This is a genomic window from Salinicola lusitanus (genome assembly GCF_038648475.1).
GTDB classification, from domain to species: Bacteria; Pseudomonadota; Gammaproteobacteria; order Pseudomonadales; family Halomonadaceae; genus Salinicola; species Salinicola lusitanus.
Genome location: NZ_CP151919.1, coordinates 1,913,846 through 1,928,168 on the forward strand (window position 1 = coordinate 1,913,846; position 14,323 = coordinate 1,928,168).

The 14,323-nt window shown below is 63.2% G+C and carries 9 protein-coding genes and 2 CRISPR repeat arrays (1 of these 11 only partly in view); of the genes, 2 read left to right on the forward strand and 7 right to left on the reverse strand.

Going from position 1 to position 14,323, the window contains the following annotated elements; all coding sequences use genetic code 11:
- A CRISPR array of direct repeats spans positions 1–1,250; the repeat unit is 28 nt; unit sequence GTTGGCTGCCGCCCAGGCAGCTCAGAAA (it extends 581 nt beyond the left edge of the window).
- Between the two features lie 90 nt (positions 1,251–1,340).
- Positions 1,341–4,430: a CRISPR direct-repeat array (repeat unit 28 nt; unit sequence GTTGGCTGCCGCCCAGGCAGCTCAGAAA).
- Positions 4,431–4,465: 35 nt separating this feature from the next.
- Positions 4,466–5,173: an SIMPL domain-containing protein gene (locus AAGT95_RS08855; protein WP_342596249.1), complete on the reverse strand. Its 708-nt coding sequence runs from the start codon at positions 5,171–5,173 to the stop codon at positions 4,466–4,468.
- Positions 5,174–5,397: 224 nt separating this feature from the next.
- On the opposite strand from AAGT95_RS08855, the gene AAGT95_RS08860 reads away from it, so the two are divergent.
- A complete protein-coding gene (locus tag AAGT95_RS08860; protein ID WP_110709878.1) occupies positions 5,398–5,772 on the forward strand; it encodes a hypothetical protein in 375 nt (124 codons plus the stop codon).
- Positions 5,773–5,909: 137 nt separating this feature from the next.
- On the opposite strand, the gene AAGT95_RS08865 is transcribed toward AAGT95_RS08860, so the two are convergent.
- A complete protein-coding gene (locus AAGT95_RS08865; protein ID WP_110597526.1) occupies positions 5,910–6,212 on the reverse strand; it encodes a hypothetical protein in 303 nt (100 codons plus the stop codon).
- A 235-nt stretch (positions 6,213–6,447) separates the two neighbouring features.
- Between AAGT95_RS08865 and AAGT95_RS08870 the strand changes: the two genes are divergently transcribed.
- On the forward strand, positions 6,448–7,650 hold the full coding sequence (locus tag AAGT95_RS08870; RefSeq protein WP_110597525.1) for an ABC transporter substrate-binding protein: 1,203 nt from the start codon (positions 6,448–6,450) through the stop codon (positions 7,648–7,650).
- Between the two features lie 125 nt (positions 7,651–7,775).
- Here AAGT95_RS08870 and AAGT95_RS08875 read toward each other — a convergent pair whose 3' ends face one another.
- From AAGT95_RS08875 to typA, 5 genes are all read right to left on the reverse strand, one after another.
- The gene (locus AAGT95_RS08875) at positions 7,776–9,080 is read right to left on the reverse strand and encodes a branched-chain amino acid ABC transporter permease (protein WP_342596250.1); all 1,305 of its coding nucleotides are present in this window, start codon (positions 9,078–9,080) and stop codon (positions 7,776–7,778) included.
- Positions 9,080–10,078 carry a branched-chain amino acid ABC transporter permease gene (locus tag AAGT95_RS08880; protein WP_110597523.1) on the reverse strand — a complete coding sequence of 333 codons (999 nt, stop codon included), beginning with the start codon at positions 10,076–10,078 and terminating at the stop codon, positions 9,080–9,082. Before AAGT95_RS08880 ends, AAGT95_RS08875 begins: the two co-directional genes overlap by 1 nt.
- Positions 10,079–10,141: 63 nt before the next feature.
- Positions 10,142–10,846 (reverse strand): ABC transporter ATP-binding protein, encoded by a 705-nt coding sequence (locus tag AAGT95_RS08885; RefSeq protein ID WP_110597522.1) that lies wholly within the window; start codon positions 10,844–10,846, stop codon positions 10,142–10,144.
- A 55-nt stretch (positions 10,847–10,901) separates the two neighbouring features.
- Positions 10,902–11,672, reverse strand: a complete 771-nt coding sequence (locus AAGT95_RS08890; RefSeq protein ID WP_110597521.1) for an ABC transporter ATP-binding protein — start codon at positions 11,670–11,672, stop codon at positions 10,902–10,904.
- Between the two features lie 285 nt (positions 11,673–11,957).
- On the reverse strand, positions 11,958–13,811 hold the full coding sequence (typA, locus tag AAGT95_RS08895) for a translational GTPase TypA (protein ID WP_342596251.1): 1,854 nt from the start codon (positions 13,809–13,811) through the stop codon (positions 11,958–11,960).
- Between the last annotated feature and the right edge of the window lie 512 nt (positions 13,812–14,323).

Consider the following 14,323-nt stretch of genomic DNA (forward strand, 5'->3'; position numbering starts at 1 on the left):
CCATCACCAGAGCCACCACGTTGGCTGCCGCCCAGGCAGCTCAGAAAAGTACGTGATCGACTCCGGTATTGCCGATATCGTTGGCTGCCGCCCAGGCAGCTCAGAAAAGGGGCCGCGTCAGCGCCACGAGCAACAGGCAGTTGGCTGCCGCCCAGGCAGCTCAGAAAATGGCCGCGTACGAGTGGCTGATCGACAAGCCGTTGGCTGCCGCCCAGGCAGCTCAGAAAGATCAAGTCGCCCAGGTGGCCGGCGTGGGCTCGTTGGCTGCCGCCCAGGCAGCTCAGAAAATAGCGGCAACACTGACAGTATCGCTAATCTCGTTGGCTGCCGCCCAGGCAGCTCAGAAAACGATAAGGGCTATCATCTGGTAGCCCTTCATGTTGGCTGCCGCCCAGGCAGCTCAGAAAAGGCGGGCGATAATGAATATCGAGCAGAGCTTGTTGGCTGCCGCCCAGGCAGCTCAGAAATGCTGCGCGTTGAGCCCCCACGCCAGGGCCTTGTTGGCTGCCGCCCAGGCAGCTCAGAAAAGCCGGGCCCGGACCGACTGCGCCGTGGTGCCGTTGGCTGCCGCCCAGGCAGCTCAGAAACAGGAGCCAGATGCCGATGAAGACGCGTAAAAGTTGGCTGCCGCCCAGGCAGCTCAGAAAATACTACTGGGCGTCATACGTCGACGTCAGCGGTTGGCTGCCGCCCAGGCAGCTCAGAAAAGCGGGGCAAGCCGCTGAGTGCGGAGGCCACGGTTGGCTGCCGCCCAGGCAGCTCAGAAATTGGCATACTCCTGCTCGACTTTGCCGAGCGCGTTGGCTGCCGCCCAGGCAGCTCAGAAAAATCCCGAGCTGCCGGAGTCGCCCAGGCTTTCGTTGGCTGCCGCCCAGGCAGCTCAGAAATTACGCAGCGCGCCGAGCTGACTGGTCAGCGCGTTGGCTGCCGCCCAGGCAGCTCAGAAACTATGGCGAAACCACGCAAGCCCACCAGCTATGAGTTGGCTGCCGCCCAGGCAGCTCAGAAAAGATGAATTTCGATCTCGAAGATGGCCAGGACGTTGGCTGCCGCCCAGGCAGCTCAGAAAGTCGTGCCGACGTTCTTGTGGTCAGTGCTGAAGTTGGCTGCCGCCCAGGCAGCTCAGAAAATCCGCAACGAGCGAACGGTGCCGTTCATGGTGTTGGCTGCCGCCCAGGCAGCTCAGAAACCACATGCTACGCGTGCGTTGAGCGCGCTGGAGTTGGCTGCCGCCCAGGCAGCTCAGAAATGCATAATCGACAGCACGTCCTGGGCGCCAACGTTGGCTGCGCCCAGGCAGCTCAGAAACAGACGGTCACAGTGGACCGCCAGGGCGAAGAGTTGGCTGCCGCCCAGGCAGCTCAGAAACAGTACCTAGACGAGCGAAGGAGGATGCTGCAGTTGGCTGCCGCCCAGGCAGCTCAGAAATCCATTTCTGCGGAAGACGGCAGCCTGCCAATGTTGGCTGCCGCCCAGGCAGCTCAGAAAGCCACGACCAGAATTCTGTCGCGTCCAATGCTGTTGGCTGCCGCCCAGGCAGCTCAGAAAGACATATCGACGTTGGCGCCGGCGGCTTCCTGGTTGGCTGCCGCCCAGGCAGCTCAGAAAGAATGCCTGCGGGTACACCAGCAATCCTATCGAGTTGGCTGCCGCCCAGGCAGCTCAGAAATGACGACGGGAACCGCGATGGGCTTCCCGATCGTTGGCTGCCGCCCAGGCAGCTCAGAAAGTGTAGACGTTGATACGATGCAGCTTGTCGCGGTTGGCTGCCGCCCAGGCAGCTCAGAAAATCCGTCCGCTGGAATCAAGCAGCGTTGACGCGTTGGCTGCCGCCCAGGCAGCTCAGAAACAGTGGCGCACCATCGCGGGCGCCAAGTCGATGTTGGCTGCCGCCCAGGCAGCTCAGAAAAGCGTCAGGGCGCTGGCCTTGAGGTCGCCAGTGTTGGCTGCCGCCCAGGCAGCTCAGAAAACCTGGTGTGTAGAGGAACAGGTTTCGGAAGTGTTGGCTGCCGCCCAGGCAGCTCAGAAATACAACGATCTACTGATGGAGGCCATGTAATGGTTGGCTGCCGCCCAGGCAGCTCAGAAAAAGCTCTGGCATGGATCGAATATCCATTACATGTTGGCTGCCGCCCAGGCAGCTCAGAAAGCTTCAATGAGCGCCTTGATGTTTGATGCCCTGTTGGCTGCCGCCCAGGCAGCTCAGAAATGCCACTGGATGAACGCCGCCGCGTTGCGCAGGTTGGCTGCCGCCCAGGCAGCTCAGAAAAGAAAACAAGACATCAATCTTGTCGAAGGTACGTTGGCTGCCGCCCAGGCAGCTCAGAAACGGCGCTGGGCCGGGCGAAATACGCAGGGAAAGTTGGCTGCCGCCCAGGCAGCTCAGAAATGACCGCGGCGACGCCGAGATTGACCGCCCCGGTTGGCTGCCGCCCAGGCAGCTCAGAAATGCGGAGCATCGCCAATTTCCTCATCGCCTTCGTTGGCTGCCGCCCAGGCAGCTCAGAAAAAGTTGCGCTTCAAGCCGCGCATCATCGTTGTGTTGGCTGCCGCCCAGGCAGCTCAGAAAGCCAAGCAGATGCGCGGACGCCTGCAGGCTCTGTTGGCTGCCGCCCAGGCAGCTCAGAAAGGTTACCGAATGGACTGGAAGCCGCGTTACCGGTTGGCTGCCGCCCAGGCAGCTCAGAAATCAAGCGCGATCGCCGCCTGGTGAACCTTGTAGTTGGCTGCCGCCCAGGCAGCTCAGAAAGCCACGCAAGAAAGGGAAGGGCGCACCCCCGAGTTGGCTGCCGCCCAGGCAGCTCAGAAATCTATCTCATCTCTGTTTTCAATCGGCAGGTAGTTGGCTGCCGCCCAGGCAGCTCAGAAAGGATCGGCCATGGCGTGTGGCCGAAACCCGGCATTGGCTGCCGCCCAGGCAGCTCAGAAACCAGTGGAGCGATCTAGCGGAACGGGGGGAGCGTTGGCTGCCGCCCAGGCAGCTCAGAAATGAGCCACCACCAGAGTCGCCAGAGCCATCGCGTTGGCTGCCGCCCAGGCAGCTCAGAAAAGGACGTGCCAGTGCAGCGGCGCGCGGATCACGTTGGCTGCCGCCCAGGCAGCTCAGAAAGCCCATGACTCCTCAGCTCGCCTCGTTGCTATGTTGGCTGCCGCCCAGGCAGCTCAGAAATCGGCGACGAACGCTTCGATGCATCGGTCACCGTTGGCTGCCGCCCAGGCAGCTCAGAAAATGTACGACGCCGCGCAGGCGGATATCGATGCGTTGGCTGCCGCCCAGGCAGCTCAGAAATACCCGGTAGACGAAGACCGGCGGCTGTTTGCGTTGGCTGCCGCCCAGGCAGCTCAGAAATCGAGGCCGCCAAGTTGAAGCAGCAGGGCGTTGTTGGCTGCCGCCCAGGCAGCTCAGAAAAGCTGGTACGCCAAAACGATGCGCTGAAATCCGTTGGCTGCCGCCCAGGCAGCTCAGAAAGACATATGGATATCGCCACCCTTGCCGCCGTAGTTGGCTGCCGCCCAGGCAGCTCAGAAAGGTTCAACGGCTACACCTACACGCCGACACCGGTTGGCTGCCGCCCAGGCAGCTCAGAAACGGTCGAAAACCAGTTCCTGGTACCGGACACCGTTGGCTGCCGCCCAGGCAGCTCAGAAATTGAATCGGGACAGGGCTTCGCTGGCGGAAACGTTGGCTGCCGCCCAGGCAGCTCAGAAATGAAACCGCCGGCGGCAGCATTGGACGGATTCGTTGGCTGCCGCCCAGGCAGCTCAGAAATACCCCGATCCACGGCCCGCATGGCTCGGTGGGTTGGCTGCCGCCCAGGCAGCTCAGAAAATGATGCTATCCGCCGGCGAACCGCTCGCCTGGTTGGCTGCCGCCCAGGCAGCTCAGAAAATCGCCCACGACGCCCTCAAAAAGCAGAAGCCGTTGGCTGCCGCCCAGGCAGCTCAGAAAATCAAGGCGTACAAGCGCCAGGACTCACGTGGGTTGGCTGCCGCCCAGGCAGCTCAGAAAACGAGAGCGACCGGATAGCACGCTTGCGAGACGTTGGCTGCCGCCCAGGCAGCTCAGAAAATTGCACTTGATATCCCATGGCGCGTAGGCCGGTTGGCTGCCGCCCAGGCAGCTCAGAAAGCCGGCTGAAGTCGATCCAGTCCGTCGAACGCGTTGGCTGCCGCCCAGGCAGCTCAGAAAGTTCGCGCATTGCGGATGGATATCGACTCAGAGTTGGCTGCCGCCCAGGCAGCTCAGAAAGATCGACAGCACGTCGTCATCGTCGAGCTGATGTTGGCTGCCGCCCAGGCAGCTCAGAAAGCAGATATAGCGCTGCGGGCGCCGCTAGTGCGTGTTGGCTGCCGCCCAGGCAGCTCAGAAAATGACGGAACGCAATGACAATCCCCCTCTCGGGTTGGCTGCCGCCCAGGCAGCCGATAAGGACATAGACCGGGGGAGGGCGCCTTGGGCGAGGCCTCACTCCTCCAGCGCGTAATCGATCGTCGTCACCACTCGTACCCGCTTGATGTCGGGGGTGTAGCTGTCGACATCTTCGATCGAGAAGTAGCCCTGGTTGGCGCTGCGGATCTCGCCGACGCGACTGCCTGAGTCCCTGGCGAATTGCTGGGCGACGCCGCGCGCATCCTTGGTGGCTTCGGCGACCATCTCCGGCTTGATGTCATTGAGGCCGGTAAACAGGAATTCGGTGCGGTAGTCGTAGTTGGGTGACAGCACGACCCCGGCGCGGACCAGTTCTCCGGTCTGGGGCATCGCTTTCTTGACGCTATCCACCGCCGGCGTACGCAGCAGCACCGTGGCTTCGGCCTGGTAGCGCTCGTCGGGCCGGTCGGCGCCGTAGAGATTGGCGAAGCGGTCGGTCACCTGGGGCGAGGTCACGGTGATGTTGTCGGTCTGGAAGCCTCGCTGGGTGAGAAACTCGCGAATGCGGCTCTCCTGTGTCGTCAATTCCTGCTGCAGCGTTTCCAGCTCGTTGGCGGTGACGGTGTAGTGCAGCGGCCAGAGTGCCATGTCCGCCGGCACCTCGCGCTCCGAAAGACCCTTGACCGTGACGCTGCGGCCGGCGTCACGCCAGGTTTCGGCGGCGTCCTCGATGTAGCTTCCGCCCCAGATCATGCCGATGGCCAGCAATCCGCCCAGAATGATCGCGCTCCGTGCCTGTCCCATTGGTTTCCCCTGTTTTCCGTACGCCGGCTGGCTTCGTTATCGTAGCCGGTTGGCAGTGCCACAGGGCAGCCCCCGCGTGGCGGGTACGGATATTTTTCTATCAATCTCGGTGATAGACGACTTCAAGGCAACTGATTAGCCACCTAATAAACTGGCCCCCATAATCTCTTCAACGGTCAGGCCAAGAGGCCAACCACGCAAACGAAGATGATTGGAGGTTTACCATGAAAACTCGCATTCTCGCCGCTGTCGCTCTGGCTATCGCACTTCCCGCTGCCGCTCAGGCCAACAGCGTCATGGAACAACGCGCTTTCGCTCAGCAGCATGAAGCCCTCAATACCCAGGCGACTTCCCAGTACCAGTTGCTGCCGAGCGAGTATCGAATCAACACCGTCAGCGGTGGCCACAGCACCGCAGCCGATAATTCCCTGGCCTATGTCGCTGCTACGACCCAGCGTGCAACCGACATCGCGGGCGGCAACGATAGCCTGGTAGGCCAAGGCCAGAGCACGGCCGCTGCCCAGGCGCTGAAGAATGTGAATGGGGGCGGTAACAGCGAGCGGGGCAGCGTGGAAATGTCCTTCGCCAGCCTCGATTGATACCGACGACACACGATATCCCTGCGTTGCGCCCGTGCTGACGGGCGCAGCGAATCGGTAGGCACTGCTTCGGGTCCCGCGACCTTCCAGTACCTCCAACTTCCCCGGTCCACCCCCTGGACCGGGGCTTTTTGCATTCAGTCCTCGTCGTCCTCTGACGCCTGGAAAGCGCGCTTGTCGTCGGGCAGGCGGACCATGTCGCCCTTGGCGAGGTCCCCGAAGCTGTCGTGACGCTCACCGTCATCGCCGATCAGTGCCGCGACCTTGCCGATGCTGACGCCATCCTTGTAGGCCTCGACCTGAACGCGCACCGTCGCGCCGTGGTAGCGCGCGGTCAGCATCATCCCCGGTTGCGGGGTGACACGATGCTGTTCGTCCTTGGCGTAGTGGGCGTCGACACTGGCGCCGCCCGGCGCATCCCACTCGATATGCTTGTGCATGGCGTTCTCCTTGCCGTTAGCGTTGTCGCGGTTTCAGCGTAGCCGCTAATCGATTGATTTGCCGCCGGCATCGCAGGTTGCCTCATGCTCGGCGAGATCGCCGCGGTGCCACGATCGGGCCGCTCGAGCACGCCGAAAGGTGAAGACACGAACGGTTACGGACGCTTGTCTTTTGGACGGCTTGCCAGCAGAGTGAACGTGGTCTTTCGCAACCCAACAAAGAGCGATAAAAGCGATGAAGAAGACAGTACTTGCACTCGCCATTGCGGCAACCACGGCATGTGCCGGTGTCGCGCAGGCGGATGTCAAAGTGGGATTTCTGGGGGGCTTCACCGGCGGTATCGAAAGCCTGACGCCGCCGATCTTCGATGGCGCCAAACTCGCGGTGCAGGAGATCAACGATCAGGGCGGCCTGCTGGATGGTGAAAAGATGGTCATGCCCTCGGGTGACACCACCTGTTCGGATGCCTCGGCCGCCTCCAACGCCGCCGACCGGCTGGTCAACAGCGAGAAAGTGACCGCGATCGTCGGCGCGCTGTGCACCGGTGCCACCATCGCCGCGGCCAACAATGCCGCGATTCCCGGCGGCGTGGTAATGGTGTCGCCGGCTTCCACGGCACCGGCGGTGACGGATCTCGATGACAACGATCTGGTCTTCCGCACCGTGCCCTCCGACGCCTTCCAGGGTGAGCAGTTGGCCAAGCTGCTGCTCTCCAAGGGGATCGAGGACGTCGCCGTGACCTACGTCAACAACGACTACGGCCAGGGCCTGGACGACGCTTTCACCAAGACGTTCGAGGCCGAAGGCGGCTCGATCTCCGCCAACCTGGCCCATGAGGACAATCGAGCGGACTACCGGTCGGAGATCGGCAAGCTCTCCTCCGGCGGCTCGCAGACGCTGGTGGTGCTGGCCTACGCCGATACGTCCGGCCAGACGATCCTGCGCCAGGCCTACGAGAGCGGCGCCTTTACCCAATATGCCGGCGGCGACGGCATGGTCGGGAACGCGCTGGTCGATGCGGTGGGCGCCGACGTGCTGGAGGGCATGATTGCGACGCGTCCGGGCTCGCCGGACGTGCCTGGCTCGGATATCTTCAACGACCTGGCCGAGAAGGCCGGCATCGACCCCAGCGCGGTGTTCGCGGCGCAGGCCTACGATGCCGCGTTCCTGCTGGCGCTTGCCATCGAGAAGAACGGCAGTGCCGACCGTGAGGGCCTTTCCGAGGCGCTGCGTGACGTTGCCACGGCGCCGGGCGAGACGATCCTGCCGGGAGAGTGGGAGAAGGCCAAGAAGCTGATCGATGAAGGCAAGGAGATCAACTACGAAGGCGCCTCCGGCAGCGCGGAGTTCGACGACAACGGCGACGTGCCGGGTATCGTGGTCGAAATGGCGGTCGAGGATGGCAAGTTCGTGACCAAGGGTCCGATTGGTGAATGACTAGTGTGACCCAAGGGTTGATCGCCGACTGACCATTATCGGCGTCCACTCAGCAAAATCCCGAGCCAAGGCTCGGGATTTTGCGTTCTGGCCTACCGAATCGGCAGGTCTCGGTGCGGTCGGCTTCAATCGTGGTGCGCGACCTTCTCCGGGATCAGCCCGCGCGGGGCGAAGCGCAGCACCAGCAGGATCAGCAGCCCGATCACGAACACTCTCGCCTGCAGGGCGCGGCTGTCGAGATTCCCCGGTTGCCAGTCGAACCAGTGCGCGCCCAGTGCGACGATGGCGTGCATCACGGCCAGCGCCATCGGCCCCGACATGATCCAGATCACGTAGACCAGCACCGCGCCGAACAGCGTGCCCAGGTTGTTGCCCGGGCCGCCGAGGATCACCATCACCAGCACCAGGAAGGTGTGGTTGAGCGGCAGGTAGCCCTGCGGATCGAACAGCCCGTTGAAGCTGGTGAGCACTGCGCCACCGATCCCCATCAGGATACAGCCGAAGACGAAGATCTCCTGGCGGCGACGGTTGATCGATTTGCCCATGGCCGCGGCGGAAACCTCGTTGTCGCGGATGGCGCGGATCATGCGCCCCCAGGGGGCGTGATAGGCGCGATGGAGCAGGAAGAAGATCACCGCGATCATGACCACGGTCACCGACAGGTAGAGCGAGCGGGCGGTCAGGAAGCCGACCTGGCCGGGGTCCGGTACCGGCCAGGGCAGGGGCGAAATGGTCGCGGTGCCGCGCGTGAGCCAGTCCGAATTCTTGAGGAACGCCTTGATGATCTCGGCGATCCCCAAGGTCGCGATGACCAGATAGTCGCTGCGCAGGCCCAGGCAGATATGGCCGATGAAGTAGCCGACACCGCCGGCCAGGGCGCCACCCACGATCCAGCCCAGCCACACCGGCAGCCCCAGCCCGCCGATGAACTCCACCTGGGACTCGATATCGCCGGTGACGCTGCGCAACCAACTGATCACGACCAGATAGCCCACCAGCCCGGCGACGATGGCGAGGATCGTGCGCAGCAGCTTGGGGACGCCGATGCGGTCGAGCCGGCTGATGGCGAACACGATCGCGGTGACCACGACCATCGCCAGCAGCACCCAGCCCAGCCGACCGGGAAGGTCGCTTGACCAGAACGCATGATTGACCGGGATGCTGAAGAACGTCGCCGAGAAACCGCCCAGGGCGACGAAGCCCATGATGCCGGCGTTGAACTGACCGGCGTAGCCCCACTGGATGGTCAGGCCGAGAGCCAGGATCGCGTAGCAGGAGGCCTCCACCAGCATGCGGGTGGAGTAGGCCGGACCCATGGTCGCGAAGACGGCGAGAACCACGAGGGCAAGGCCGCCGAACAGCACCAGCTCGCGGATCGGGAGCGTGCGACGATCGGAAGTTGCGGGGCGTTGCGTTGAGGGGGCAGTCATCAGATCACCTTCCCTTTGAAGATGCCGGTCGGGCGCCAGATCAGCACCGCCACCAGAATGAAGAAGGGCACCACGATCTTGTACTCGGTACCCACCAGCGCCAGGTTGTTGGGCAGTTCCAGCCAGGTCGGCAGGCTGTCCCGCAGCGGCCTGAGCAGTACCGACCAGTTGAAGACCGCCAGTGTCTCGGCGAAGCCGACCAGGAAGCCGCCGGCGATGGCGCCGTAGGGGTGGCCGACGCCGCCGACGATGGCGGCGGCGAAGATCGGCAGCAGCAGGAAGAAGCTGAGGTCCGGCTTGAAGGCGACATCCAGCGACAGCAGCGTGCCGGCGATGGTGGCCAGCGACCCGGCAATGACCCAGGTCAGGGTAATGATCAGCTTGGTATTGATGCCGGAGGCGCGTGCCAGGTCGGGGTTGTCCGACATCGCCCGCATCGCCTTGCCCAGGCGCGCCCGGGTCAGGAACAGGTGCAGCCCGACCACGGCGACGATGGTGATCACGAACAGGATGATCTGGGGCTCGGTGAGGATGATCGGCCGGGTCACGCCGGGCACGTCGATACGAAAGATCTCCTTGCGCGCATCGACGTAGAGGTTCTGCGAGCCGGTGCCGGCGAACAGCCGGATCAGTCCCTGCAGCATCAGCGTGACACCGAGCGAGGCGATCACCATCACGATCGGCTTGACGCCATGGCTTCGCAGCGGCTGGTAGAAGGCGCGATCGATTCCCACGGCCACCAGCGAGGTGAACGCCATCGCCACCGGCAGCATGACGATCGCGGTGGGCAGCCCGAGGGGATCACCGGCGTGGGGGAATGCGAGTGTCAGCAGCAGCACGGCGAGGGTGCCGAGCGTCATCATGTCGGCGTGGGCGAAATGGGCGAAGCGCAGGATGCTGTAGATCAGCGTCACGCCGACGGCGCCGATGGCGTAGATGCAGCCGGTGACACTGCCGGCCACCACCACGTAGTTGAAGAAGTAGATCAGCTCATTCACGACGAAATCTCTTGTTGAAGACGGGCTCTCGCAAGCCTTGGCTCGCCAGCGGGACGACGGCGCTCAACCACCGAGGAAGCTCTTGGCCACCTGAGGATCGTTGAGCAGCGCTTCGCCGGTATCGCTGAACCGGTTCTGGCCGGCCGCGAGCACGAAGCCCTTGTGGGCGATGCGCAGCGCCTGCTTGGCGTTCTGCTCCACCATCAGCACGCCGACGCCGGCGGCACTGATGGTTTTCACCCGGTCGAATATCTCGTTCATGTAGCGTGGCGAGAGCCCGGCGGTGGGCTCGTCGAGCAGCAGCACGCTGGGTTCGTTCATCAGCGCCCGCCCCATGGCCACCATCTGGCGCTGGCCGCCGGAAAGCTCGCCGGCGGGTTGGCGGCGCTTCTCCCGTAGCGGGGGGAAGAATTCGTAGATCTGCGCCTTGAGCCGCGAGACGGTGGCGGGCTTGAGAAAGGCGCCCATTTCCAGGTTCTCCTCGACGGAGAGACTCGGGAAGATGTTCTTCTCCTGCGGCACGAACCCCATGCCCATCTCCACCAGCTTGTGCGGTGAAAGATTGGTGATCGGCTTGCCGCGCAGCCGGATCTCGCCCTGGGTGATCGTCAGCAGGCCGAAGACCGCCTTGAGCATGGTCGACTTGCCGGCGCCGTTGGGGCCGACGATGACGCCGATTTCGTCGGCCTCGATCGTCATGTTGACCCCGTTGAGAATGTTCATGCCGCCGTAGCCGCCATGAACGTCAACTGCTTCGAGTAGTGGCATTGGGTGCTCTTTGTTATTGCTTGGCAATGGGTTGCCGTCGTGTCTCGGTCCTGGCCTAGGCGGTCTCGGAACCAAAATAGGCTTCGATCACTTCCGGATTGTTCTGGATCTCGCCGATCGAGCCTTCCATCATCACCTGGCCCTGGGCCAGCACGATCACCGGGTCGCACAGGCGACCGATCATGTCCATGTCGTGTTCGATGACCAGGAAGGTATAACCCAGCTCGCGATTGAGCCGTTCGATATTGCCCATCAGGTCGCCGAGCAGGGTGCGGTTGACCCCGGCGGCGATCTCGTCGAGCAGCACCACCTCGGCGTCGGTCATCATGGTCCGGCCGAGTTCGAGCAGCTTCTTCTGGCCGCCGGAGAGGTTGCCGGCCAGTTCGTTGCGGACATGGGACAGGCCGACGAAATCGAGCACCTCGAGGGCGCGGCGGCGGACCTCGGCCTCCTGACGCCGCACTTCGCCGGGTTTCAGCCAGGTGCTGAACAGGTTCTCGCCCTCCTGCCGGGGCGGGACCATCATCAGGTTCTCCAGCGAGGTCAGGTGGCTGAACTCGTGGGCGATCTGGAAGGTGCGCAGCAGCCCGCGGTGGAAGCGCTGGTTGGCGGAGAGATGGGTGATCGCCTGGCCGTTGAGCAGGACCTCGCCGCTGTCGGGCGCGAGGCTGCCGGCGATGATGTTGAACAGCGTCGATTTACCGGCGCCATTGGGACCGATCATGCCGGTGATGGAGCCCTTGGCGACCTGGATGGAGCAGTCGTCGATGACCGTGAGGCCGCCGAACGACTTGCGGATGTTGCGGACATCGATGATCGGCGTCATCGCGTCTCCCCCGAGCATTTATTGATATTGTCCTGGCGCGCCGTTGGGGGGCGCCTGTCTCTGTCTACCGCGATCTCGACCTCGTTGCGCCCGCTGGCGGCGTGCGTGAAGAGACGGAATGCCGGTGTCTTGTAGCCTTGTTGTTGCCGATTGTACAGCCGTCGGTCGCCATGAGTAGTCTTTCTTAATCAACGCTACGCTGGCCCAAACGACGACACCCGCCGAAGGGCGGGTGTCGTGGTTATTGCCACTGCGATCTGACGGCAGTGGAGGCTCGCGGGGCGATCAGCCTTTCTTGCCGGCCCGCTTGCGCTCGTTTTCGGTCAGGTGTTTCTTGCGCAGACGAATGAAGCTCGGGGTGATCTCGACCAGTTCGTCGTCGTCGAGGAACTCGATCGCCTGCTCCAGGGTGAAGCGAATCGGCGGCGTCAGCACGATGTTCTCGTCGTTGCCGGAGGCGCGCATGTTGTCGAGCTTCTTGCCCTTGGTCGGGTTGACCACCATGTCGTTGGCGCGGTTGTTGATGCCGATCAGCATGCCTTCGTAGACCTCGGTGCCGTGGTCGACGATCAGCTTGCCGCGCTCCTGCAGGGTGTAGAGCGCATAGGCCAGCGCCTTGCCCGGCACCATCGACACCAGCACGCCGTTACGACGTTCGATCGCGGCGTCCGGCTTGAGCGGGCCGTAGTGATCGAAGCGGCTGGTCAGGATGCCGGTACCGGAAGTCAGCGTCAGGAACTGGCCACGGAAGCCGATCAGGCCGCGAGCCGGGATGATGAAGTCCAGGCGCACCCGGCCCTTGCCGTCCGGGTTCATGTTGGAGAGCTCGCCCTTGCGGTAGCCGAGCTCTTCCATCACGGCGCCCTGGTGCTGCTCTTCGCAGTCGATGATGACTTCTTCGTAGGGCTCCTGCTTGACGCCATCGATCTCGCGGATGATGACCTCGGGGCGGCCGACGGCCAGTTCGAAGCCTTCGCGACGCATGGTCTCGATCAGCACCGACAGGTGCAGTTCGCCACGTCCGGAGACCTTGAACTTCTCGGAGGACTCACCCTGCTCGACGCGCAGCGCGACGTTGTGGATCAGCTCCTGCTCGAGGCGATCCTTGATGTTGCGGCTGGTGACGTACTTGCCATCCTTGCCGGCGAACGGCGAATCGTTGACCTGGAAGGTCATCGAGACGGTCGGCTCGTCGACGGAGAGCGGCGGCAGCGCTTCGACGTTGTTGACGTCGCACAGCGTGTCGGAGATCGCCAGGTTGTCGATACCGGTGATGCAGACGATGTCGCCGGCGGTGGCTTCGTCGGTCTGGACCCGCTCCAGGCCCATGTGGGTCATGACCTGGCCGATCTTGCCCTTGCGGACGGCGCCTTCCTTGGTGATGACGCTGATCTGCTGGCTCGGCTTTACGCTGCCGCGCTTGATGCGGCCCAGGCCGATGACGCCGACGTAGCTGTTGTAGTCCAGCGCCGAGATCTGCATCTGGAACGGGCCGTCGAGTTCGACCTTGGGCGGTTCGACGATGTTGACGATGCTCTTGAACATCGGCGTCATGTCTTCGGCCATGTCGTCCGGCTCCATGCCGGCGATGCCGTTGAGCGCGGAGCAGTAGATGATCGGGAAGTCGAGCTGCTCGTCGGTGGCGCCGAGGTTGTCGAACAGATCGAAGATCTGATCGACGACCCAATCCGGGCGCGCGCCGGGACGGTCGACCTTGTTGACCACCACGATCGGCTTGAGACCCTGGGCGAAGGCCTTCTGGGTCACGAAGCGGGTCTGCGGCATCGGGCCGTCGACGGCATCGACCAGCAGCAGTACCGAATCGACCATGGACATGACGCGTTCGACTTCACCACCGAAGTCGGCGTGTCCCGGGGTGTCGACGATATTGATGTGGTAGTCGCGGCCGTTGCCGTCGTTCCAGCGGATCGCGGTGTTCTTGGCCAGGATGGTGATGCCGCGTTCCTTCTCCTGGTCGTTGGAGTCCATGATCCGCTCCTGGCCTTCGGCCTTGCGGTCCAGGGTGCCGGATTGGCTCAGGAGCTTGTCGACCAGTGTCGTCTTGCCATGGTCGACGTGGGCGATAATGGCAATGTTCCTAATGCTCTCGATGCGAGCGTTAGAGGCGTTGTCACTCATGGGGCGGTTTCCATCGTAAAATGTGTGCGCCCATGTCTAGGGGCTGTTGACGTTTCAGCGCGAGCCGCGGTGCTGCGCCAAATGGCGCCAGGCCAGGCGCGGGATGCAGAGAAGGGTGGTTCCCTTTTTTCAATCCCGCAACGCCGCATGGCGCCATTTGCCGCGCAACCCGAAGGGCCGGGCCAGTGTTTGCGTGGTGCTGCGTCATTCGTCATTCATTTGGAATGACCAAACTACGCTCCTCACGCCTTGCCCCGCACAATCACTGGCTCCGGCGCGGCCGTGCATGAAACGCCGACAGCCCCTAAGTCGATGATCCGCGCTCTAGCGCTGGATCGACGAGTCCCCTGGGCACTGAGTAGGAGGGTCGGGCGCGCATTGTACAGGCAAGCGCGCGACACTGGCTACTTTAGTCTATCGGTGCCATTCGCGGGCTTTTTCGACGACAATCCCGTCGCCGCCCGTGCGCCTCGACGATCTCGAAAGCGGCGAGCCAATCCATTGAAAAGCGA